At 71.4% G+C, this 21,923-nt stretch carries 23 protein-coding genes and 1 tRNA gene; 14 read left to right on the forward strand and 10 right to left on the reverse strand.

Annotation, left to right across the window (positions count from 1 at the left end; all coding sequences use genetic code 11):
• Positions 1-12: 12 nt before the first annotated feature.
• Positions 13-1,371 carry a M20/M25/M40 family metallo-hydrolase gene (locus tag ASD90_RS12820; protein ID WP_056756946.1) on the reverse strand — a complete coding sequence of 453 codons (1,359 nt, stop codon included), beginning with the start codon at positions 1,369-1,371 and terminating at the stop codon, positions 13-15.
• Between the two features lie 121 nt (positions 1,372-1,492).
• Between ASD90_RS12820 and ASD90_RS12825 the strand changes: the two genes are divergently transcribed.
• The 7 genes from ASD90_RS12825 to ASD90_RS12855 all read left to right on the forward strand — a co-directional run bounded on the left by ASD90_RS12825 (position 1,493) and on the right by ASD90_RS12855 (position 6,339).
• A tRNA-Leu gene (locus tag ASD90_RS12825) sits at positions 1,493-1,579 on the forward strand.
• A gap of 131 nt (positions 1,580-1,710) precedes the next feature.
• Positions 1,711-2,286, forward strand: a complete 576-nt coding sequence (locus tag ASD90_RS12830; protein ID WP_056756948.1) for a MarR family winged helix-turn-helix transcriptional regulator — start codon at positions 1,711-1,713, stop codon at positions 2,284-2,286.
• The gene (locus ASD90_RS12835) at positions 2,283-3,092 is read left to right on the forward strand and encodes an ABC transporter ATP-binding protein (protein WP_056756950.1); all 810 of its coding nucleotides are present in this window, start codon (positions 2,283-2,285) and stop codon (positions 3,090-3,092) included. Before ASD90_RS12830 ends, ASD90_RS12835 begins: the two co-directional genes overlap by 4 nt.
• Positions 3,052-3,873 carry an ABC transporter permease gene (locus ASD90_RS12840; protein WP_056756951.1) on the forward strand — a complete coding sequence of 274 codons (822 nt, stop codon included), beginning with the start codon at positions 3,052-3,054 and terminating at the stop codon, positions 3,871-3,873. The genes ASD90_RS12835 and ASD90_RS12840 overlap by 41 nt, the downstream gene beginning before the upstream one ends.
• 48 nt (positions 3,874-3,921) lie before the next feature.
• Positions 3,922-5,190: an MFS transporter gene (locus ASD90_RS12845; protein WP_056756954.1), complete on the forward strand. Its 1,269-nt coding sequence runs from the start codon at positions 3,922-3,924 to the stop codon at positions 5,188-5,190.
• A 4-nt stretch (positions 5,191-5,194) separates the two neighbouring features.
• Positions 5,195-5,965, forward strand: a complete 771-nt coding sequence (locus ASD90_RS12850) for a HipA family kinase (protein WP_056756957.1) — start codon at positions 5,195-5,197, stop codon at positions 5,963-5,965.
• Entirely contained in the window at positions 5,962-6,339 is a 378-nt protein-coding gene (locus ASD90_RS12855; protein WP_056757673.1) for a DUF3037 domain-containing protein, read from the forward strand. The genes ASD90_RS12850 and ASD90_RS12855 overlap by 4 nt, the downstream gene beginning before the upstream one ends.
• A 9-nt stretch (positions 6,340-6,348) precedes the next feature.
• On the opposite strand, the gene ASD90_RS12860 is transcribed toward ASD90_RS12855, so the two are convergent.
• The 5 genes from ASD90_RS12860 to ASD90_RS12880 form a co-directional block, all read right to left on the reverse strand.
• Positions 6,349-7,167, reverse strand: coding sequence for an RNA methyltransferase (locus ASD90_RS12860; protein ID WP_056757677.1), 819 nt, complete (start codon positions 7,165-7,167; stop codon positions 6,349-6,351).
• A gap of 62 nt (positions 7,168-7,229) precedes the next feature.
• The gene (locus tag ASD90_RS12865) at positions 7,230-8,000 is read right to left on the reverse strand and encodes a sulfite exporter TauE/SafE family protein (RefSeq protein WP_056756959.1); all 771 of its coding nucleotides are present in this window, start codon (positions 7,998-8,000) and stop codon (positions 7,230-7,232) included.
• Positions 8,001-8,046: 46 nt separating this feature from the next.
• Positions 8,047-9,240 carry an SPFH domain-containing protein gene (locus ASD90_RS12870; RefSeq protein ID WP_056756961.1) on the reverse strand — a complete coding sequence of 398 codons (1,194 nt, stop codon included), beginning with the start codon at positions 9,238-9,240 and terminating at the stop codon, positions 8,047-8,049.
• Positions 9,241-9,362: 122 nt separating this feature from the next.
• Complete coding sequence (locus tag ASD90_RS12875; RefSeq protein WP_369793600.1) at positions 9,363-9,812, reverse strand: NfeD family protein; 450 nt, start codon at positions 9,810-9,812, stop codon at positions 9,363-9,365.
• 131 nt (positions 9,813-9,943) lie between these two features.
• Positions 9,944-10,729 carry an ABC transporter ATP-binding protein gene (locus ASD90_RS12880; RefSeq protein ID WP_056756969.1) on the reverse strand — a complete coding sequence of 262 codons (786 nt, stop codon included), beginning with the start codon at positions 10,727-10,729 and terminating at the stop codon, positions 9,944-9,946.
• A 60-nt stretch (positions 10,730-10,789) separates the two neighbouring features.
• Here ASD90_RS12880 and ASD90_RS12885 point away from each other — a divergent pair, with 60 nt between their 5' ends.
• On the forward strand, positions 10,790-11,554 hold the full coding sequence (locus ASD90_RS12885; protein ID WP_056756971.1) for a hypothetical protein: 765 nt from the start codon (positions 10,790-10,792) through the stop codon (positions 11,552-11,554).
• Positions 11,555-11,566: 12 nt separating this feature from the next.
• Here ASD90_RS12885 and ASD90_RS12890 read toward each other — a convergent pair whose 3' ends face one another.
• On the reverse strand, positions 11,567-11,992 hold the full coding sequence (locus tag ASD90_RS12890; protein ID WP_369793601.1) for a pilus assembly protein CpaE: 426 nt from the start codon (positions 11,990-11,992) through the stop codon (positions 11,567-11,569).
• A gap of 46 nt (positions 11,993-12,038) precedes the next feature.
• On the opposite strand from ASD90_RS12890, the gene ASD90_RS12895 reads away from it, so the two are divergent.
• A complete protein-coding gene (locus tag ASD90_RS12895) occupies positions 12,039-12,773 on the forward strand; it encodes a PIG-L deacetylase family protein (RefSeq protein WP_056756976.1) in 735 nt (244 codons plus the stop codon).
• A gap of 20 nt (positions 12,774-12,793) precedes the next feature.
• Here the strand turns inward: ASD90_RS12895 and ASD90_RS12900 are convergent, their stop codons facing one another.
• From ASD90_RS12900 to glgA, 3 genes are all read right to left on the reverse strand, one after another.
• Positions 12,794-14,512, reverse strand: coding sequence for an alpha/beta-hydrolase family protein (locus ASD90_RS12900; RefSeq protein WP_235506625.1), 1,719 nt, complete (start codon positions 14,510-14,512; stop codon positions 12,794-12,796).
• Positions 14,513-14,635: 123 nt separating this feature from the next.
• Positions 14,636-15,211, reverse strand: coding sequence for a 1-acyl-sn-glycerol-3-phosphate acyltransferase (locus ASD90_RS12905; protein WP_056756979.1), 576 nt, complete (start codon positions 15,209-15,211; stop codon positions 14,636-14,638).
• A 127-nt stretch (positions 15,212-15,338) separates the two neighbouring features.
• Positions 15,339-16,541, reverse strand: coding sequence for a glycogen synthase (gene glgA, locus ASD90_RS12910; protein WP_056756982.1), 1,203 nt, complete (start codon positions 16,539-16,541; stop codon positions 15,339-15,341).
• A gap of 102 nt (positions 16,542-16,643) precedes the next feature.
• Between glgA and glgC the strand changes: the two genes are divergently transcribed.
• From glgC to ASD90_RS12935, 5 genes are all read left to right on the forward strand, one after another.
• Positions 16,644-17,903, forward strand: coding sequence for a glucose-1-phosphate adenylyltransferase (gene glgC, locus ASD90_RS12915; RefSeq protein ID WP_056756983.1), 1,260 nt, complete (start codon positions 16,644-16,646; stop codon positions 17,901-17,903).
• A 60-nt stretch (positions 17,904-17,963) separates the two neighbouring features.
• Positions 17,964-18,839 (forward strand): LLM class F420-dependent oxidoreductase, encoded by an 876-nt coding sequence (locus ASD90_RS12920; RefSeq protein ID WP_056756986.1) that lies wholly within the window; start codon positions 17,964-17,966, stop codon positions 18,837-18,839.
• A 1-nt stretch (position 18,840) separates the two neighbouring features.
• Positions 18,841-19,572: a ZIP family metal transporter gene (locus ASD90_RS12925; RefSeq protein WP_056756988.1), complete on the forward strand. Its 732-nt coding sequence runs from the start codon at positions 18,841-18,843 to the stop codon at positions 19,570-19,572.
• A 108-nt stretch (positions 19,573-19,680) separates the two neighbouring features.
• A complete protein-coding gene (gene serB / locus ASD90_RS12930; protein WP_056756989.1) occupies positions 19,681-20,928 on the forward strand; it encodes a phosphoserine phosphatase SerB in 1,248 nt (415 codons plus the stop codon).
• A gap of 9 nt (positions 20,929-20,937) precedes the next feature.
• Positions 20,938-21,858, forward strand: a complete 921-nt coding sequence (locus ASD90_RS12935) for a cyanophycinase (protein WP_056756991.1) — start codon at positions 20,938-20,940, stop codon at positions 21,856-21,858.
• The last annotated feature ends 65 nt before the right edge of the window (positions 21,859-21,923 follow it).

A 21,923-nucleotide genomic window follows, 5' to 3' on the forward strand; every position in this document is an offset into this window, starting at 1 on the left:
GCCGCGCCCGGCTCAGCAGGTGCGCAGGAAGTCGCCGAGGACCCGCGCCCCGAAGCGCAGCGACGACGTGGGCACCCGCTCGTCGATGCCGTGGAACATCGGCGCGAAGTCGAGGTCGGCCGGCAGCCGCAGCGGCGCGAAACCGTAACCGCTGATCCCGAGCCGGCCCAGGGCCTTGTTGTCGGTGCCCCCGGAGAGGCAGTAGGGCAGCACAGCGGCCTCGGGGTCCTCACGGAGCAGCGCCTGCTTCATCGACTCGACGAGGTCGCCGGAGAAGGGCGCCTCGATGGCGACGTCCCGGTGCACGACCTCGACCTCGACGTGCTCGCCGGCCAGCTCGCGGATCGTGGCCATGAGCGCGTCCTCGTGCCCGGGGAGGAAGCGGCAGTCGACGGCAGCCGTGGCGGTCTGCGGGATGACGTTGTGCTTGTAGCCCGACTCGAGCATCGTGACGTTGGCCGTGTCACGGAGCGTGCCGCGCACGAACCCCTGGGCCCCGCCGAGCGTGGCGAGCAGCGGCTCGAGGTCGGCCTCGGCGGACGAGAGTCCGGTCATGGTGCTCAGCGTGTCGAGCAGCTCGCGGACCGAGGCGATGTACTCGCGCGGCCACTCGTGGGCAGCGATGCGGCCGACGGCGGCGGCGAGGCGCACGATGGCGTTCTCGTCGTTGGGCACCGACCCGTGGCCGGCGCGGCCGTGCGCCCGCAGTCGCAGCCACGCGATGCCCTTCTCCGCGGTCTGGAGCAGGTAGGCCCGCTGCTGTCCGTGCGGCGTGGGCACCGTGATGCTGTAGCCGCCGACCTCGCTGATCGCCTCGGAGACGCCCTCGAACCACTGCGGGTGGTGGTCGACGAGCCAGTGGCTGCCGTAGGTGCCGCCGGCCTCCTCGTCGGCGAAGAAGACGAACGTCGTGTCACGCGCGGGCTTGGTGCCGGTGCGGGCGAAGTGCCGGATGTTCGCGAGGATCATCGCGTCCATGTCCTTCATGTCGACCGCGCCGCGCCCCCAGATGCAGCCGTCGCGCTCCTCTGCCGCGAACGGGTCGACCTGCCAGTCGGCGGCGTCGGCCGGCACGACGTCGAGATGGCCGTGCACCGCGAGTCCGGGGCGTGAGGAGTCCGCGCCCTCGAGTCGCACGACCACCGTCGCGCGTCCCGGCTCGCTCTCGAGGAGCGTGCCCTCGAGACCGACCTCGGCGAGCTCTCCCATGACGTACTCCGCGGCCTTGCGCTCCCCCGGGCCCGAGCCGTCGCCGTAGTTGGAGGAGTCGATGCGGATGAGCTCGGCGCAGATCCGCGCGACCTCCTCCTCGGGCGTCACGGCAGTCGTTCCCGTGGTCGTCACGGTGCGGTCGGCGTCGTCGTGGCTCATGCGGATCAGGGTATGCCGCGACCTCCTGCCGCTCGCAGCCGCCCGTTTGGTCTTTTGGTCGGGCCCCGTGTAACGTTTCGCCTCGCCGCAAGGGAATCCCACGAGCCCCTTGCAACACCTTGTCGGGGTGGCGGAATGGCAGACGCGCTAGCTTGAGGTGCTAGTGCCCTTAACGGGCGTGGGGGTTCAAGTCCCCCCCTCGACACCATGAGACCCCCGGGTTCCTGCAGGTCAGGACCCGGGGGTCTTCTCGTGTCCTGTGGCCCACTTCCACGCACGTCGGGTCGACCGGACTCGTTCCCTCTGGTCACCCCTCTGCGACAGACGTAATCTTCGATCGTGAGCGACGAGAACGTGGCTGGGCTGGCGGACGACCTCTACGACGTGATCGGCCTGCTGCGGCGGCGGTCGCGGCGACTCGTGGGCGCTCCCCTTCCCGAGCTGGCCCTGTCGGGTGCGCAGCTCGAGCTCATGCGCGTCGTGCGCCGCAACCCCGGCATCACCGTCGCCGAGTCGGCGCGGGTCCTCGGGCTGGCCGCCAACACCGTGTCGACCCTCGTGGGCCAGCTGCTGGCCCTCGAGGTGCTCCTCCGGGAACGCGACGCGAGCGACCGACGGGTGGCACGCCTCGACCTCACGCCCTCGGCCCGTGCCGGGCTCGAGCAGTGGCGCGACCGGCGCGCCCAGGCGACGGCCGTGGCGCTCGAGGGGCTCCCGGCCGACGAGCGCGCCCGGCTGGCCGCAGCGCTGCCGACCATCGCGCGCATCGCCGCGGACCTGCCGGTCACGCCCGCAGTCGCCACGACGGGGCCCTCGGACCCGGCACTCGCTCCGGTCGGCCTCCACCACGACGAGCACGCGGCCCCGCACGTCGACCAGCACGCGGACGATCCGGCCGGAGGCGACCGTCCATGACGGCGGCCATCGACATCCGGGGGCTGGGCTACAGCTTCGGGACGCACCGGGCCGTCGACGACCTGACGCTCGCCGTCGAGCCGGGCGAGTGCTTCGGCCTGATCGGGCCCAACGGGGCCGGCAAGACGACGACGATCCGGCTGCTCAACACCCTGCTGCCGCTGCAGGCCGGGGAGGTCGAGATCTTCGGCCGCTCGGTCCGCACCGAGGCGATGGCCGTACGGCGGCTGCTCGGCTACGTGCCCCAGCAGCTGTCGATCGAGGGCGATCTCACGGGCCGCGAGAACGTCGAGTGGTTCGCCCGCCTCTTCGACGTCCCCCGGCGTGAGCGCAGGACCCGGGTCGACGAGGTCCTCGACATGGTCGACCTGCGCGGTGACGAGTCACGCCTCGCCTCGACCTACTCCGGCGGGATGGTGCGCCGTCTCGAGCTCGCACAGGCCCTCGTCAACCGCCCCGCCCTGCTCGTCCTGGACGAGCCGACCGTGGGCCTCGACCCCGTCGCCCGCGACAGCGTGTGGCAGCGTGTCGCACAGATGCAGCGAGACCACGGCATGACCGTGCTCCTCACGACCCACTACATGGAGGAGGCGGACGCATTGTGCGACCGGGTCGCCCTCATGCACCGTGGCGCCCTGCGCGCCCTCGGCTCCCCCGATGAGCTCAAGGCCGCCGCCGGGGACGGTGCCAGCCTCGAGGACGTCTTCCGTCACCACACGGGCGAGGCGCTCGACGAGGTCGAGGGCGAGAAGGGAGGGCTGCGCGGTGTCCGAGCAACTCGTCGAACCGCCCGCCGTCTGGGCTGACCGGCGCAGCCGCACCGGGGTGCGGCTCCTCGTGTCGCGCATCGCGACGTTCTGCGTCGTCGAGCTCCAGAAGCTGCGTCACGACCGCAGCGAGCTCGTCACGCGCGCGATCCAGCCCATCCTCTGGCTCGTCATCTTCGGTACGACGTTCAGCCAGATCCGGGCCATTCCCACCGGGGGCCTCGACTACCTCGACTTCCTCGCGCCGGGCGTCATCGCGCAGTCGGCCCTCTTCGTCTCGATCTTCTACGGCATCCAGATCATCTGGGAGCGCGACGCCGGCGTGCTCACCAAGCTCCTCGTGACGCCGACGCCGCGAACCGCGCTCGTGGCCGGCAAGGCGTTCGCCGCAGGCGTGCGGTCGGTCGCGCAGGCGGTCATCGTCGTCGTCGTCGCGGCGCTCATGGGCGTGGCGATGACGTGGAACCCGGTGCGCCTGCTCGGGGTGGTCGTCGTCGTCATGCTCGGCGCTGCCTTCTTCTCGTGCCTCTCGCTCGGCATCGCCGGGGTCGCCCTCAAGCGCGACCGCCTCATGGGCATCGGCCAGGCCATCACGATGCCGCTCTTCTTCGCCTCCAACGCGCTCTACCCGATCGAGATGATGCCGGGCTGGCTCCAGGTCATCAGCCACGTCAACCCCCTGACCTACGAGGTGTCGGCCCTGCGTGGCCTGCTCCTCGGCACGCCGACGAGCTACTGGGTCGACTTCGGTGTCCTCGCGGGCAGCGCGGTCGCCGGCATCGTCTGCGCCGCCGCCCTCATCGGGCGACTCGCGCGCTGACCCCGTCCCGACACCGGCCGTCGCAGCGGTGACCGTACGCTGTGCCGCGTGACCTTCCTGCGCGCCCTGTTCACCCTGCTCCGGGGGCGCGGGTTCCGTCGGCTCTTCGTCAGCCGGGTCACGTCGTCGTTCAGCGACGGCATCTTCCAGGTCGCCCTGGCCAGCCACATCCTCTTCAACCCCGAGAAGGCCGCCGACGCGCGCGGGATCGCCATCGCCTTCGCGATCGTGCTGCTGCCCTACACGGCCCTCGGGCCGTTCGTCGGGGTGCTGCTCGACCGGTGGCCGCGCAAGCGCGTCATCGTCGTGAGCCAGGTCATCCGGGCCGCGGCGATCCTCGGCGTCTCCGTACTCGTCACCGGAGCCGAGACCGGCCCGGCGTTCTTCGGCCTCGTGCTCCTCGTCTTCTCGGTCAACCGCTTCATCCTCGCGGGGCTCTCCTCGGCCATGCCGCACGTGGTGCCGCGCGAGGACCTCGTGAGCGCGAACTCCGTCGCTCCCACGTGCGGCTCCCTCGCGTACCTCCTCGGTGGCGCGGTCGGCACCGGGATCCGGGCCCTCGGTGGCAGCGACGTCGTCGACGTGCTCCTCGCCGCCGCCGGGGTCCTCGTGGCCGCCTGGGCGGCGACCCGTCTGCCGTTCATCGGCCCCGACGACACGAGCGGTGCGCCCTCGGTCGGGCAGATCACCAGGTCCGTCGTGACGGGCCTCGTCGAGGCCGTGCACACCCTGCCGCGCCGCGCCCGCCTCCTGCTCGCCCTCGTCTTCCTCACCCGGCTCCCGTTCGGCTTCCTCCTGCTGCAGACCCTGCTCCTCTTCCGCGGCCCGTTCGAGTCCGGTCACGGCGCGCAGGGCTTCGGCATCGCCGCCGGCGCGTCCGCGTTGGGGTTCGCCTCCGCCGCCTTCGTCACGCCGTGGCTGGCCCCCCGCCTGACCGCCGTGCCGTATGCCGCCCGGATGCTCGCGCTCGGAGCGATCGTGTGCGCCCTGCTGGGCCCGTTCCTCACGCCGTGGAGCATCGTCGTGGTGGGCTTCGTCGTCTCCTTCACCTCGCAGTGCGTCAAGATCACCGTCGACTCGCTGCTGCAGGCCCACGTCGACGACCACCTGCTCGGCCGCGCCTTCTCCGCCTACGACGTCGTCTACAACGCCGGCATGGTCGCGGCGGCGGCCCTCGGCGCGCTCGTCCTCCCGGAGAGCGGGCTCGCGTGGTGGCCGCTCGTGGCGTTCGCGTGCCTCTACGGGGCGAGCGCGATGCTGCTCGGCCGGTTGTGGACGCGGGCCACGGTGCTCGACCACGAGCGGCCACTAGGCTGACGGCGTGCTTCCCGAGCTGACCGCCACCCGCTACGTGACGCCGCTCAAGGAGGGTGGGTCGTTGCCCGGCATCGTGGAGGCCGACGACGACGGGACGTACGTCCTGAAGTTCCGCGGCGCGGGCCAGGGGCTCAAGGTCCTCGTGGCCGAGGTGCTCGTCGCCGGGATCGCGCGCCTGCTCGAGGTGCCGGTGCCCGACCTCGCCGTGATCCGCCTCGACCCGCGCATCGCGAAGTACGAGGCCGACGAGGAGGTCCAGGACCTGCTCACCGCTTCCGTCGGCACCAACCTCGGCGTCGACTTCCTGCCGGGATCGCTCGGCTACGACGGCTCGAGGCCTCCCGACGCCGACCTGGCCGAGCGGATCATCTGGCTCGACGCGCTGACGGCCAACGTCGACCGCACGTGGTCGAACCCCAACCTGCTCGTCTGGCACGGCCGCACGTGGGCCATCGACCACGGCGCCGCGCTGTACTTCCACCACTCGTGGCCGAGCAGGGCACCCGCGCCCGAGCGCTTCGCCGCTCAGCCCTTCGACGCGAGCCGCCACGTCCTGCGCGACGTCGCGGGCGACGTGGCCCGACGGCACGACGAGCTCGCCGGGCGCCTCACGCCCGAGGCGCTCGACGCCGTCGTCGCCGAGGTCCCCGACGAGTGGATCGAGCCCACCCCTGACCTCGCCGACGCGCCCGCGGTGCGGACGGCATACGCCCAGATGCTGCGCGCCCGCCTCGACGGGCCGCTGACGTGGGTGCCGACGGGCGTCGCCGCGTGAACGCCTACCAGTACGTCCTGCTCCGCCTCGTCCCGCGCGTCGACCGCGAGGAGTTCATCAACGTCGGCGTCGTGCTCTACTCGCAGGACGCCGGGTTCCTCGACGCCGCCTGGGAGCTCGACGAGGGCCGCGCGAGCGCGCTGTGCCCGACGTGCGACCTCGAGGGGGTGCGGTCGACGCTCGACCGCGTCCGCGCCGTGTGCCGCGGCGAGACCGGACGCGGCCTGCCGACCCTCGACAAGCCGGGGCAGCGGTTCGGCTGGATCATCGCGCCGCGCTCGACCGTCGTGCAGCCGGGCCCCGTGCACGGCGGACTGTGCGACGACCCCGGCGTCGAGCTCGAGCGGCTCCTCGACCGCCTCGTCCGGGCCTGAGCCGCTCGGTCAGGCCCGCGCGGGTGGGCGCAGCGCCCACATGGCGACGGCACTCGCGGCGGCCACGTTGAGCGAGTCCACACCACCGGCCATCGGGATGCGCAGGGTGAGGTCGGCGTCGGCGACCGTCCGGTGCGACAGTCCGTCGCCCTCGGTGCCCACGACGAGGGCAAGCCGCTCGGGTGGAGCGCTCTCGAGGTCGTCGAGCGAGACCGAGTCGTCGGAGAGCGCCATCGCCGCCACCGTCAGCCCGGCGTCGTGCAGCAGTCCGATGCCCTGCGGCCAGGGGTCGATCCGGGTCCACCGCACCTGGAACACCGTCCCCATCGACACCCGGATGGAGCGTCGGTAGAGCGGGTCGGCGCACCGGGGCGTGATGAGGACGGCATCGACGCCGAGAGCAGCCGCAGAACGGAAGATCGCCCCGACGTTCGTGTGGTCGACGACGTCCTCGAGGACGATGACCCGCCGGGCGTCGGCGATGAGCGACTCGACCGTCGGCAACGCCGGACGCTGCATCGCGGCGAGGGCGCCTCGGTGCAGGTGGAATCCGGTCAGCTGCTCGATGACGTCGTGGTCGCCGAAGTAGACCGGGATGCCGTCGGCCTCGGCGTCCGCGACGATGTCGGAGAGGTCGTCGAGCCACCGGCGCGCCATGAGGTAGGACCGCGGCCGGTGACCGGCCCGGAGCGCCCGCCGGATGACCTTCTGGCTCTCGGCGATGTAGAGGCCACGCTCGGGCTCGTGCCGCCTGCGCAGCACGACGTCGGTCAGCGAGACGTAGTCGGTCAGTCGCGGGTCGCTGGGGTCGGAGATCTCGATCGGCACGCCCGACAGGCTAGTGGTGGTCGCGTGCCCGCCCGGCATCGTGGGCGTGGGTCCGGTCCAGGTCAGGGAAACCGGACGAGCTTGACGACGGCCACGAGTCCGATCGCGATGATGAGACCGCGCAGCACGTTCGGCGGGATGCGCCGGCCCACGCGCGCCCCGATGATGCCGCCGACGAAGGCGCCGACACCGATGAGCGCGACGATGAGCCAGTCGATGTGCTCGCGGGCGAACAGGACGAACACCGTTGCGGCGACGAAGTTCACGACGAGCGAGAGGACGTTCTTGTAGGCGTTGAGCCGCTGCAGGGGCTCGAGGCTCAGGGCGCTGAGCAGCCCCATGAGCAGGACGCCCTGGGCAGCACCGAAGTAGCCGCCGTAGACGCCGGCGGCGAAGACCCCGGCCGCCATCGCCGGCGCGTGCCAGCGCGGCACGGGCCCGTCGTCACCCTCCGGGTGGGCGCGGGCCTGGATGCGCGGGCCGGCGACGACGAGCACCAGTGCGATGAGGATGAGCACGGGGACGATCGCCCGGAATGCCGCGGCCGGCAGGACGAGGAGCAGCCCCGCCCCCACGACCGAGCCGAGGAACGACATGGGCATGAGGCGCCGCAGGGTGCGCGCCTGGCCGTCCAGCTCCTCGCGGTAGCCCCACGCCCCGGTCACGCCTCCGGCGACGAGGCCGATGTTGTTCGAGACGTTGGCGACGAGCGGGTTGACCCCGAAGAACAGCAGGGTCGGGAAGGTGATGAGGGTGCCCGAGCCGACGATCGTGTTGATGATGCCGGCTCCGGTCCCGGCCAGCGCGACGGCGACGGCGGACCAGAACGACACCCGGTCACCCTACAGAGGGTGACCGGGTGTCGTCGGGTGGTGTCCGTCAGCGCTGTGCCGGAGGCTCCGGCGGCGCGTCGGGCAGGTCCGCCGGAGCGGCCGGCGGGGCGATCGCGGGTGACGCCTGCGGCGGGACCGGCGGAGCGGCCGCGGGCGGCGGGGGCAGCTCAGGGTCGGCCGGGTGGACCGACGCCCTCTGGCGCCAGATGGGACCCGTGTGCTCGGTGGACTCGGCGCTCGCGGCCGCGGCCTCGCCACGGGCCTCGGCGAGAGCCTTGGCGGAGTCCTCGAGGATCGTCTCGGCGAAAGCGTCCTCCTCGGCATCCGTCGTCTGCACCCACGGCTCGTCCTCCTCGGCACCCGACTGCGGGTCGTTGCCGCCGAGCGCGTTGCCGATGCCCTTGAGCGCGTCGGTCAGCTCCGACGGGATGATCCACATCTTGTTGGAGTCGCCGCGCGCGATCTGCGGCAGCACCTGGAGGTACTGGTAGGCGAGCAGCTTCTGCGTCGGCTTGCCGCGGTGGATCGCGGAGAAGACCTGCTGGATGGCGCGCGCCTGGCCCTGGGCCTCGAGGATGCGGGCCTGGGCCGAACCCTCCGCGCGCAGGATCTGGCTCTGCTTCTCACCCTCGGCCGTGAGGATGGCGGACTGCTTGACGCCCTCGGCCGTGAGGATGGCCGCGCGACGGTCACGCTCGGCACGCATCTGCTTCTCCATCGAGTCCTGCACCGAGTGGGGCGGGTCGATGGCCTTGAGCTCGACGCGGTTGACGCGGATGCCCCACTTGCCGGTGGCCTCGTCGAGGACACCGCGGAGCTGGCCGTTGATCTGGTCGCGGCTCGTCAGGGTCTGCTCGAGGTCGAGCGACCCGATGACGTTGCGGAGCGTGGTGACCGTCAGCTGCTCGATGCCCTGGATGAAGTTGGCGATCTCGTAGACCGCGGCCTTGGCGTCGATGACGGAGTAGTAGATGACGGTGTCGATGCTCACGACGAGGTTGTCGGAGGTGATGACGGGCTGCGGCGGGAACGACACGACCTGCTCGCGCAGGTCGATGTTGGCCCGGACCTTGTCGACGAACGGCACGAGGAAGTGGATGCCGGCCGTCAGCGTCTTGTTGTAGCCGCCGAGCCGCTCCACGATCTGTGCCGTCTGCTGCGGCACGATGCGCACCGTGCGCAGCACGAGCACGAACGCCACGATGACGATGAGTATCGGAATGATGAGTACCGGGTCCACGACCTTCTCGACCTTCTCCTGTACGGTCCGGGCTCCCCGAGGAAGCGCGGTTGGTGCGGGCGGATCGGTCGATCCGCTCGGTGGTTCGGTGGCGTCGGCGAGGCGCGTTGCCGGTGTCCGGCTCAGCTCCCCACGACGTGGGCGCGGCTCACGATGGCGGTCGCGCCGTCGATGGAGTCGACGACGACCTCCTCACCGGGCTCGATGTCGTCGCCGAGAGTGCGCGCCGACCAGGTCTCGCCCGCGAGCTTGACGCGTCCCCCGGCCGGGTTGACCCGCTCGATGGCCACAGCTGATCGACCGACGTGGGCGGCGGCCCCCATGAGCTCGTGCGGCAAGGTGGCCTGGAAGCGCTTCTTGAGCCACGGGCGCCCGATCGCGAGCAGGGCGACGGCCACGAGCGCGGCGACGATCGCCTGCACCACCGGGGACGCCCCCAAGGCCGCAGCGACCGAACCTCCCACGGCGCCGCCCGCGAGCATGAGGAAGGTGAAGTCGACCGTGACCGCCTCGATGGCGACCAGCACGAGGGCCACCGCGAGCCAGACCATCCAAGCGTGTCCTTCGCCCACGTGCCCCCACCCTGCTTTCGTCCGTGCCGGCGACGGGCCCCGAGGTCCCGTGCGTCACTCCTGTGACGTTCTCGATTCTGCCTCAGTTCCCTCTCGGGACCTACGGATCGGGAGGTCGGGACCGGTTGCGATCAGGACTCGGCCCGCGCCGACCAGCGCTCGCCGTGCTGCTCGATCACGAGAGGCAGCCCGAACGTCGCACTGAGGTTCTCGGCCGTCAGCGTCAGCGGGATGGGTCCGGCAGCGACGACCTTGCCGTCGCGGATCATCAGCACGTCGGTGAACGACGGCGGGATCTCCTCGACGTGGTGCGTCACGAGCACCATCGCCGGCGCCTCGGTGTCGGCGGCGAGGTCGGCCAGGCGGCGCACGAGGTCCTCGCGGCCGCCGAGGTCGAGTCCGGCGGCCGGCTCGTCGAGGAGCATCAGCTCGGGGTCGGTCATCAGGGCCCGCGCGATCTGGACGCGCTTGCGCTCGCCCTCGCTCAACGTGCCGTAGGCACGGTCGGCGAGGTGGTCGGCGCCGAGGGTCCGCAGCAGCTCCATGGCGCGCACGTAGTCAACGTGGTCGTACGTCTCGCGCCAGCGGCCGATGATCCCGTAGGAGGCCGTGACGACGACGTTGCCGACGAGCTCGCCGCCCGGGATGCGCTCGGCCATCGACGAGCTCGCAAGCCCGATGCGGGGCCGCAGCTCGAAGACGTCGACCGCACCGAGCACCTCGCCGAGGACGCCGGCGACACCCGACGTGGGGTGCAGGCGCGCCGCGGCGATCTGGAGCAGGGTCGTCTTGCCGGCACCGTTGGCGCCCAGCACGACCCAGCGCTCGCCCTCCTCCACCTCCCACGTGACGTCGTCGAGGAGCGTCGAGGCACCGCGACGAACGGTGACTCCGGCGAAGGCGAGGACGTCGCTCATGGCTCGACCCTATGACAAGGCCATCGAGGTCGACGCGGCGGCGCACCCTACGATGACGGGGTGTCCGAGCTGCCCGCGTCCGTGCGCCTCGCGCTGTGGGTGACCGCCTCGTGGCGCGGCGACCTCGCGACGACGGAGGCCCTGGCGCGGGCGTTTCCCGACCTCGACCACGTCGCCGGCGACCTCGCCCGGCTCGACGTGTGGCGCGACCTCGGGGAGCGCGCCCTGTTCGTGGCGCTCCCCCGTCCCGGCGACATCAGCCGTATGCCGCGTGGGTCCTCCGCGGCCACCGCACACGCCGCCGACGCCGGCGAGTGCGTCTTCGTCGCGGGCATCGGGGGCGTCCTCGTGCCGACGCTCTCGGAGTTCGGTCCCGAGGGGGACGTGGGCGTCAGGGCCGACTGGACGGCCTATGAGGCGGACCCGCTCCCCCGTCACCGGATGGAGATGCTCGACCTCCGGGAGATCGAGCGGGACCTCATGAGCCGGCTGCGTGAGCACACGGTGCGGTTCGAGCAGGTGGGCGGTCACCCCTGGGGACACGAGGCGCGCGCCGAGGCGCAGGCCGACCTCGACACGGCCCTGTGGGGCATCCCGCCCGAGACGTCCGGACGGGCCCTGCGGATCATGGCGCTGGCGGCCAGCCTCTCGCGCCTGGCACACCGCAACGCCGACCGGACCTCGTTGGGCTCCGGAGGGCTCGATGCGGGGACCACGGCGAACCGCACGCGCCTGCTGCGCGACCTCGCGGCCGACGCCGACGCGGCCCTCGCGGACGCGACGAACGTCGCCGTCATGTCGATCGCGGGATGGCGCCCGGCCTGACCGTCTGTCCGGCTACGCCTCGGGAGCCGACGTCCCGAGCTGCACGAGCAGCGCTCGGGCGTAGGCACGTTCGGCGTCGATGTCAGCGTGGCGCTCGACCGCGCCGTCGCGCCCACGGGCGGACACGGCATACCCACCCTCGAGCTGTTCGAGGGACACGAACGCGTCGCCGAGCAGGTGGCGCAGCTGGTCCTCGCGCGGGAGCCAGACGGCCTTGTCCTGCTCGACGCTGTCGAGGGCCCACTCGGTGGTGCCGTTGAAGCCGATGACGTCGCCCGTCGTGAAGTGGTGGACGTCGACCGTGATCTCGCTGATGACGAACACGTCGTCCTCCATGCCGTTGACGGCCACGACGAAGCGGTCCCCGGAGACGGGCTCCCACGTCAGTCCCGCGTCGGAGAGCCGGCGGGCGAGCTCGATGGTCAGCATGTTCTCCATCGTCACATCCCCCCGGGACTTCGCCAAGCAACCCTAGATTTGGTCCATGACGGAGCACCCTGAGCTGAAGTCGCTGGACGAGAGCACCTTCGAGACCGTCCTCTGCGTCGTCGCGCACCCCGACGACCTCGAGTACGGCACGGCCGCCGCGGTGGACAAGTGGGTCCGGGCGGGCAAGACCGTGACCTACCTGCTGGCCACCCGTGGCGAGGCCGGCATCGACGGCGTGCGGCCCGAGGAGGCCGGGCCGCTGCGCGAACAGGAGGAGCGCGACGGCGCGGCGAGGGTCGGGGTCGACGTCGTGGAGTTCCTCGACGGTTTCACCGACGGCGTGGTCGAGTACGGCCTCGCGCTGCGTCGCGCCATCGCCCGCGAGATGCGGATCCGGCGGCCCGACCTGGTCATCACCATGACGTACGCCGACCGCTTCCCCGGTGGCATCGTCAACCAGGCCGACCACCGGGCCGTGGGCCTCGCCGTCGTCGACGCCAGGGCTGACGCGGGCAACCGGTGGATCTTCCCCGAGCTCGTCGACGAGGGCCACGAGCCGTGGCAGGTCGCCCGGCTGCTCGTCGTCGCCGACCCCGAGCCGACGCACTTCGTCGACGTCTCGGACCACTTCGACGCGGCGGTCGCGTCACTGTCGGCCCATGACGCCTACCTCGCGGGCCTGGGCCCCGACTACCCCCGGCCCACTGAGCTGCTCGGCATGATCCTCGGCGGCCCGGCAGAGGTCGTCGGCGTGCCGTATGCCGTGACGGGTCGCCTCGTCGGCGGCTGACCTGCTCGCCTGGGCGACGACTAACCCAGCGCTCCGACCGCCGTCCGGACGGCTGCCAGGTCGTCGGCGGTGACGCCCTCCGGACGCATCACGGCATTCCAGGCGTCGACGTACTCCGTCGTGTACTTGTGGCCGTGTCCGGCAGGGACCCCGGTCGAGAACGGGAGGTCGGCGGTCACCTGCCAGAAGGTCACGAACGGCATCCAGAACATGCCCTGGAGCACGTCCTTGCCGGCAGCCTCACCGATCCAGTCGGGCTCGTTGAACACGAGGTGAGGGCTCCACCACACGATCGGGTCGGACGGGTGCATGAGGTAGAGGACGCGGGTGCCGTCCCACGGCTGGCCCTCGGGCGGGATCGAGTCCCCCGGGTCGGTCGCGAACCGCACCGTCCGCCCGTTCTTGTAGACGGGCTGGATCTCGGGACTGCCGGGGTCGCGCTGGTCGCTGAACTCACGGAACAGCGTGTTGAAGTTCGGTGGCCCCGCGAAGACCGTGCCCGCGGTCCGGTTGCGCAGGTCGTACTCGCCGCTGAAGGCGGTCTCGCCGCCGAACGTCCCGAGGCTCTCGCCCGACACGAACAGCTTCGGCCGGGAGTCCTGCGGCAGCTGCGACCACCGGTCGTAGACCGCGTCGAAGAGCGCCCGACCCGCCTCGCGGGCCTTGGACTGGTCGACGAGGAACGAGAGCCACGACGGCAGGTACGAGTACTGCATCCCGACCGTGGCCGCGTCGCCGCCGGTCAGGTACTCGAAGGGGGCGACCAGTGCCGGGTCGACCCACCCGCTGCCCGTGGTCGTCACGACGAGCAGGTTCAACCGCTTGAAACCACCCGCCCGCTCGAGGTCGTCGACCGCCAGGGCGGCGCGCTGTTCGGCGTCGTCGGCCGAGTCGAGGCCGGCGTAGGTTCGGATCGGTTCCATCGCGGGGTGGTGGACGACCCCCTCGATGTCGCTGGCGGTCGGACCGCCTGCCGCAAAGGTGCGGCCCTCGCGACCGAGCGACTCCCAGGGGACCATCGAGCCCGGCCCTCCCGACCGGAGGCCGGTCGTGGGCTTGACGACCCCCTCCTGCGTCACGGTGTTGCCCACCGAGAAGGCCTCGTCCATGGCACCCACGAGACCGTCGATGAGGATGCCGCTGATGACGAGGTAGGTCATCGTCGTGACGAGGACCCAGCCCGTCGCGCCCGCGGCCCGCCGCCCGAACTTGCGGCTCAGCAGGTCCGCGACCCAGTGGTAGACGCGTCGGATGCCGCGGCCGATGAGCAGGAACACCGCGAAGAAGAACACGGCGACGAAGGGCGAGAGGACGACGAGGGCGATGTTGTACTCCGTCACCCCCATGAGGCTCCGGATCTCGTGCTGCCAGTACTGGCCGAGGCCGAAGAAGACGACCAGGAGCCCGCCGCCGCCGATGAACAGGGCACGCCAGGACCAGGGCTTGGGCGGCCGAGGCTCCCGGTCGGCGAAGGCGCGCCACAGCCATGCGCCGAGGACTCCGAGGCCGTAGCCGATGGAAGCGGTGATCCCACAGACCAGGCCCTGGATGAAACCACCGCGCGGGAGCAGCGACGGCGTGAACGACAGGGCCGCGAAGAGAACCGCGCCCCAGCACCCGGGGAGGGTGAAGTGGAGCCACCTCCGGAGACGTCCGGCGCGCGGCTCCTGCTCCGGGACGCTCGTCTCGTCGTCCTCCGACCCACGGTGACCACCGGTCAGCGCGTCGTTGCCAGCCACGTCAGTCGCCATCTCGAGCTCGATCCGGTCAGTGGGTTCGGGAAGTGTCAGGCGAACATTCCCACGGCTTCCGGCCCGACACCACCGGAACGCCGGATTCGCGACCCCTTCGGGCCCTGTCAGTCAGCCGCGGGCCCGGGCCTGCTCCTCCTCGCGGAGTCGAGGCTCCGTGCGCCGCTCGGGGTGGATACCGCGCTTGTCGCGGTAGAACGCACGCACCTGGTCCATGTCGGCGACCACGTCTGCCGTGGCCCTCATGGTCGGACCGAATCCGGCTGTGCGAGAAGGTCCGTCGATGAAGGCCAAGGCGATGGGCAGACTGGCTGCCCGCCCGATGCGCCAGAAGCCGGACTTCCAGTACCCGCCCTTCGTGCGGGTGCCTTCCGCGGCCAGGACCAGCAGGAACGGCTCCCCGCTGCGGGCCTCCCGGACGAGCCCGCGCACCACGTCGCCGGGGTGGTCACGGTCGATCGGGATGCCACCGAGGCGCGGCAGGAGCCATCCGAGCGGGCCCCGGAAGAGCTCCTTCTTGATCAGGACCCGGGGTGTCACCCCGCCCCGCCACATGACCAGGAGCATCATCACGAAGTCCCAGTTGGACGTGTGCGGGGCACCGACGAGGATGCCGGTGCGGGGCACGTCGCCCACCGCCGTCCACCCGGTGAGGCGCAGCACGAGGCTGGCCAGTCGACTCCTCATGGCGTTCCTCTCGGGCCTGCGGCGGTGGTCCGCCTCCTCCAACCTACGCGCAGTGCACGCCGAAGCAGAGGTGCCGGGTCGGGACGGGACCCACCGGCGCTCCCCCGCGGGCCTACACCGCCACCCGTCAGCTGCCGAGGACTGCCCGGTAGACCTCGAGCGTGCGGTCACCGATGGAGGCCCACGAGAACGAGTCGACGGCGCGTCGGCGACCGGCCCGACCGAAGGCGTGGGCCCGGTCGACGTCGGAGACCGCGTCGGTGAGTGCCGCCGCGAGGTCGGACACGAAGCGGTCGGGGTCGACCGGCGTGCCGGTGCCGTCCTGGACCTGGTCGATCGGCACCAGCCACCCGGTGTCGCCGTCGACGACGACCTCGGGGATGCCGCCGGTCGCCGTGGCCACGACGGCCAGCTCGCACGCCATGGCCTCGAGGTTGACGATCCCGAGCGGCTCGTAGATCGAGGGGCAGGCGAAGACGGTGCCGTGGGTCAACAGGGCCACGACCTCGTTGCGGGGAAGCATGTCAGGGATCCAGATGACACCCTCGCGTCCGGATCGCAGCTCGTTCACGAGCCCCTCGACCTCCGCGAGGATCTCCGGCGTGTCGGGCGCCCCGGCGCAGAGGACGATCTGGACGTCGGGTGGCAGCTGCGCGCACGCCCTCAGCAGGTAGGGCAGGCCCTTTTGGCGGGTGATGCGGCCGACGAAGACCACCGACCGCTTGTCGGGGTCGACTCCATGGCGCCGAACGGTCTCGGTGGCCTCGGCCGAGCGGTCCGCCGACCACAGCTGCGAGTCGATCCCGTTGTGCACCACGTGAACCCGCGCCGGGTCGAGCGACGGGTAGCTCTTGAGGATGTCCTCGCGCATGCCCGCACTGACTGCCACGACGGCGGCAGCGGACTCGTAGGCGGTGCGCTCGGCCCACGAGGACACGCGGTAGCCGCCACCGAGCTGCTCGGCCTTCCAGGGCCGCATCGGCTCGAGCGAGTGCGCGGTCACGACGTGCGGCATACCTCCGAGGAGCGAGGCGAGATGTCCGGCCATGTTGGCGTACCACGTGTGCGAGTGGACGAGGTCGGCGCCGATGCAGTCGCCGGCCATGCTGACGTCGACACCGAGGGTCTGCATCGCGGCGTTGCCCCCGGCGAGCTCCGGGAGGTCGGGGTACGCCGTCGTCCCGGTCTCGTCACGAGCGGTCCCGAAACAGCGGACCTGCACGTCCATGTCACCCCGCGCCCGCAACGCCCGCACGAGCTCTGCCACGTGAACACCCGCACCTCCGTAGATGGCCGGCGGGTACTCCTTGCTGAGGATGTCGACGCGCACGTTCCGACCCTAGTGCCGCTTCCATCCCGCGGAGCGGAAAGCTCCGCCGATCTTGCGTGCTGAACCTGTCGACCGACGGACGCCTGCCCTAGGGTGGCGCTCATGGCCCGACGAAGCCCAGCTGCTGGTCCGAAAGTCCTCGCGATCGTGCTCGCTGGCGGTGAGGGCAAGAGACTGATGCCTCTGACCGCCGACCGGGCCAAACCCGCCGTGCCGTTCGCCGGCATCTACCGGCTGATCGACCTGGCGCTCTCCAACGTCGTCAACTCCGGATACCTCCAGGTCGTCGTGCTGACGCAGTACAAGTCGCACAGCCTGGACGCGCACGTGACGAAGACGTGGCGCATGTCGACGCTCCTCGGCAACTACGTGACGACGGTCCCGGCGCAGCAGCGTGTCGACAAGAACTGGTACCTCGGTAGTGCCGACGCGATCTACCAGAGCCTCAACCTCATGCACGACGAGCGGCCCGACATCGTCGTCGTCGTGGGCGCGGACCACGTCTACCGCATGGACTTCGGTGCCATGGTCGAGCAGCACCTCGAGACGGGCGCCGCCTGCACGGTCGCGGCCATCCGCCAGCCGATCTCGCTCGCCGACCAGTTCGGCGTCATCGAGGTGGATGACGCCGACCCGTCGAAGATCGCGGCGTTCCTCGAGAAGCCCAAGGACCCGAAGGGCCTGCCGGACAACCCCGGCGAGGTGCTCGCGTCGATGGGCAACTACGTCTTCACGGCCGCAGCGCTCGAGGCGGCCGTCATCGCCGACCACGACAACGAGGCGAGCAGCAACGACATGGGCGGCGACATCGTGCCCTACTTCGTGAGCCGCGGAGAGGCCGGCGTCTACGACTTCAAGGACAACGAGGTTCCCGGCGCCACGGACCGCGACCGCGGCTACTGGCGCGACGTCGGGACCATCGAGTCCTACTACGACGCCCACATGGACCTCATCTCGATCCACCCGGTCTTCAACCTCTACAACTACGACTGGCCGATCTACACCAGCCACAGCCCCTACCCCCCGGCGAAGTTCGTCCACGGCAGCGGCGACCGCATCGGAGAGGCGCTCAACTCGGCGGTCTCCCCCGGCGTCGTCGTCTCGGGTGCGCACATCTACGCCTCGGTGCTCTCGCCGCTCGTCAAGGTGCACTCGTACGCCAGCATCCAGGGTTCGGTCATCCTCGACGGTGTCGAGGTCCATCGCCACGCGCAGATCCGCCGCGCGATCATCGACAAGAACGTCGTCATCCCCGAGGGCTGCCAGATCGGCATCGACCACGAGCACGACAAGGCCCGCGGTTTCCACGTCACCGAGACCGGCATCGTTGTCGTGGGCAAGGGACAGCTCGTCACGCGGTGACCGTCGATCGGCGGGCGTCCCTCGTAGGTGTCGGCCGATGACATCTGCAAAGGTCTGACCATGACTTCGAACGCCACGAATCCCCCAGCCAGCGCGACGGACTCCCGACGGGCGCGCGTCGGGATCCAGATCCCGCCACAGCACGCCACCTGGGCCCAGATCCGCCGGACCGCGGCGACGCTCGAGGAGATGGGCGTCGACGTCCTGCTCAACTGGGACCACTTCTTCCCGTTGAGCGGTGACAGCCGCGGCCTGCACTTCGAGTGCTGGACGATGCTCGGCGCCTGGGCGGAGTCGACGGAGTCCGTCGAGATCGGCGCCCTCGTCACGTGCAACAGCTACCGCAACCCGAGCCTGCTCGCCGACATGGCACGCACCGTCGACCACATGAGCGAGGGCCGTCTGATCCTCGGGATCGGCTCGGGCTGGAAGCAGCTCGACTACGACGAGTACGGCTACGAGTTCGGCACGGCCGGCGGACGCCTCGACGACCTGGCGCGCGACCTGCCGATCATCCGCGACCGGTGGACCCGGCTCAACCCCGCTCCGACCCGTGACATCCCGATCCTCATCGGCGGCGGCGGCGAGAAGAAGACCCTGCGCATCGTCGCCGAGCACGCGAACATCTGGCACGGCTTCGGCGGCCCCGAGGAGATCGCGCACAAGCACCGGGTTCTCGACGAATGGTGTGCGCGCCGCGACCGCGACCCGCTCGAGATCGAGCGGTCCGCCGGCGTCGCCTTCGTGCCGGGCCGCAACCCGGACCAGTCGGGCGACTACGCCAACAACGCCCAACAGCTCCACGACATCGGGACGCGCCTGTTCACGGCGAGCGTCGCCGCAGCGGACCCGGACCTCGCCCGTGTCCGGGACCTGCTCCAGTGGCGCGACGAGGTCAACGCGGCCCGCGTGCGCCGGGCGAGCGACACGCCGTGACGTGCTGACCGCGACCTTCTGGGGACTCGTCGGCGGCGCGGCACTGCTGATCGGCGCCCTCCTCGGCCTCTACGCCCGCGCCTCGTACCGCGTCATCGGTCTCGTCATGGCCTTCGGTGCGGGCGTGCTCATCAGCGCGGTCGCCTTCGAGCTCACCGAGGAGGCTTTCCGGTCCGCGGGGGCCGCGCCTGTCGTCATCGGCCTCGTCAGTGGGTCGCTCGTCTTCTTCGTCGGCGACTGGCTCATCGACCGTCGCGGGGGCCACCGCCGCAAGAGCCCGACCGGCGAACCGCAGCAGGGCGCCGGCGCGATGGCCATGGTCCTCGGGGCCCTGCTGGACGGCATACCCGAGTCGGCGGCCATCGGTGTCAGCGTGCTGGGCGGCGGGGAGGTCGGCATCGCGATGGTCGCGGCCGTGTTCCTGTCCAACGTGCCCGAGTCGATGTCGGCCAGCGCCGGCCTCAAGCGGGCAGGCCGCTCGACGGGCCAGATCCTGCGCCTGTGGCTCGTCGTCATGCTGGCCTCAGGACTGGCCGCGGGCCTCGGCTACGTCCTGCTCGAGGGTGCGTCGCCGTCGGTCGTGGCCGGGATCCAGACCTTCGCCGCAGGCGCCATCATCACGATGCTGGCCGACACGATGATGCCCGAGGCCACCGAGCACGCCGGGCGGCTCGTCGGGCTCGTGACGATGCTCGGCTTCGCCCTCGCGTTCCTGCTGAGCGCGCTGGGCTGACGCGTCCGGGAGGCCAGCGGGCGGCATACGCCCTCCCGGCGCCGACGTGACGGGCCGTATGCCGGAAGGTGGCGCGGGCGCGGACGCGCGCTCACTACCCTGACCCGGGTGACCGAAGCGAACAGCACGGACGGAACGGACATCCAGACCCTGAGCGTGACCGTGACGGGCGACGACCGCCCCGGTGTCACGGGAACGCTGCTCGGAGCGCTGTCGGGCGTCGACGCGGAGGTCCTCGACATCCAGCAGGTCGTCGTCCACGGGCACCTCACCCTGACCGTCCTGCTGCGTCCCGGCGCGCACGTCGACCAGCTGCGTGACGCCGCGGCGATCGCCGCCCACCGTCTCGGTCTCGCGCTGACCGTGGTCGAGGGCACCGGCGTCAACGCGCGCTCGCGCCAGGGGCGCGCGGCCGTCGTCGTCCTCGGCGCACCCCTCAGCGCCGACGCCGTCTCGCTCGTCACGACGTGCATCGCCGACCACGGCGCCAACATCGACCGCATCCGGCGGCTCTCGCGCTATCCCGTGACGACGGTCGAGTTCGACATCTCGGGTGCCGACCTGGCGTCCTTGCGCACCGAGCTCGCGCTCGTCGCGACGTCCGAGGGCATCGACATCGCCGTCGCGCCGGGCGGGCTCGCGCGGCGGGGCCGACGGCTGGTCGTCCTCGACGTCGACTCGACGCTCATCCAGCAGGAGGTCATCGAGCTGCTCGCCGCGCACTCCGGCCGCGAGGCCGAGGTCGCCGAGGTGACCGCGCGCGCGATGGCGGGCGAGCTCGACTTCGAGGAGTCGCTGCGCGCCCGCGTGGCGACCCTGGCGGGCCTGCCGGAGTCGGTCCTCGACGAGGTGCGCGAGTCGGTGCAGCTGACCCCGGGCGCCCGGACGCTCGTGCGGACGCTCAAGCGGCTCGGCTTCACGGTCGGGCTCGTCAGCGGCGGCTTCATCGAGATCGTCGGCGAGCTCGCGGACGACCTCGGGATCGACCACGCGCGGGCCAACCGCCTCGAGATCGAGGACGGCCACCTCACGGGGCGCGTCGTCGGTGAGGTCGTCGACCGGGCCGGCAAGGCCCGGGCACTGCGCGAGTTCGCGGAGCAGGAGGGCCTGCCCCTCAGCCGCACCGTCGCGATCGGCGACGGCGCCAACGACCTCGACATGCTCGACGTCGCGGGGCTCGGGGTCGCCTTCAACGCCAAGCCGATCGTGCAGGAGCAGGCCCAGACCGCGGTGAACGTGCCCTACCTCGACTCCGTGCTCTACCTGCTCGGTATCTCCCGCGAGGAGATCGAGGAGGCCGATCTCGACGACGGCACGCCGACCCAGGCTCCGCCGGTCCCGCACGCCGGTCACTAGGCTGGCGCGATGCAGTCCGTGGCCCCCTCGTCCGTAGCCCCGAACCCGAACGGCGTCCGCCGCACGCTGCTCATCATCGGCGGTGCCGAGGACCGGATCGGGCGGTCGGTGGTGCTCAAGCGCTTCGTGAAGCTGGCCGGCGGTCGGCGGTCGCACATCGTCGTCATCCCCACGGCGTCCTCGTACGCCGAAGAGGTGTCCGAGGCGTACCGCGACGTCTTCACCCGGCTGCGCGGTGGTGAGTACTCCGTCGTGCACCCGCAGACGCGTCGCGACTCGAGCGACCCGGCGATGGTCGAGGCGCTCGACGCCGCGACCGGGGTCTTCATCACCGGTGGCAGCCAGGTCAAGCTGGCCCAGAACATCGTCGGCACGCCCGTCGGCGACGCCGTGGTGCGCGCCTACGAGCGGGGCGCCGTCGTGGCCGGCACGTCGGCCGGCGCCTCGATCATGAGCCGCTTCATGATCTCGCTCGGCGAGGAGGGCCTGACGCCGAAGCAGCGCGCCAGCCAGATCTCGGCCGGCCTCGGCCTCATCGAGGACGTCATCATCGACCAGCACTTCGACCAGCGAGGCCGCTACGGCCGCCTCATGTCGATGGTCGCCGCCTCCCCCAACCTGCTCGGCATGGGCATCGACGAGAACACGGCGGCCGAGATCCGCGGCGGCAGGGTCATGTCGGTCATCGGGGCCGGCTCGATCTTCGTCGTCAACGCCCGCAACGCCATCACCGACGCCCCCGACGCGCGGCGCGGTGCGCCGCTGCTCGTTTCGGGCGCGGTCGTGCACTCGCTGCCCACGGGCAGTACGTTCGACCTGGACCACGTCGAGCTGACCGCGTTCGTCGAGCGTCACCCCGACATCGAGGGTGCGGTCGTCCCGGCCAAGGTCCGCGCGGCGCGCTCGTCGACGAGCAGCGCCGCCCACTGAGTCCCGTTCGCCCAGCCGCACCGCACCGCACCGCACCAACGGTCGACCGGGTATGCCGCACGGCA

The sequence above is a fragment of the Terrabacter sp. Root181 genome (assembly GCF_001428505.1).
Classification (GTDB): domain Bacteria; phylum Actinomycetota; class Actinomycetes; order Actinomycetales; family Dermatophilaceae; genus Terrabacter.

What these genes read in the sequence shown, in the direction of transcription:
- ASD90_RS12820 (WP_056756946.1), bottom strand. Translation starts at nt 1,371, where the DNA reads ATGAGCCACGACGACGCCGACCGCACCGTGACGACCACGGGAACGACT.
- ASD90_RS12835 (WP_056756950.1), top strand. Translation starts at nt 2,283, where the DNA reads ATGACGGCGGCCATCGACATCCGGGGGCTGGGCTACAGCTTCGGGACG.
- ASD90_RS12880 (WP_056756969.1), bottom strand. Translation starts at nt 10,729, where the DNA reads ATGAGCGACGTCCTCGCCTTCGCCGGAGTCACCGTTCGTCGCGGTGCC.
- ASD90_RS12890 (WP_369793601.1), bottom strand. Translation starts at nt 11,992, where the DNA reads ATGGAGAACATGCTGACCATCGAGCTCGCCCGCCGGCTCTCCGACGCG.
- ASD90_RS12895 (WP_056756976.1), top strand. Translation starts at nt 12,039, where the DNA reads ATGACGGAGCACCCTGAGCTGAAGTCGCTGGACGAGAGCACCTTCGAG.
- ASD90_RS12905 (WP_056756979.1), bottom strand. Translation starts at nt 15,211, where the DNA reads ATGAGGAGTCGACTGGCCAGCCTCGTGCTGCGCCTCACCGGGTGGACG.
- glgC (WP_056756983.1), top strand. Translation starts at nt 16,644, where the DNA reads ATGGCCCGACGAAGCCCAGCTGCTGGTCCGAAAGTCCTCGCGATCGTG.
- ASD90_RS12920 (WP_056756986.1), top strand. Translation starts at nt 17,964, where the DNA reads ATGACTTCGAACGCCACGAATCCCCCAGCCAGCGCGACGGACTCCCGA.
- ASD90_RS12935 (WP_056756991.1), top strand. Translation starts at nt 20,938, where the DNA reads ATGCAGTCCGTGGCCCCCTCGTCCGTAGCCCCGAACCCGAACGGCGTC.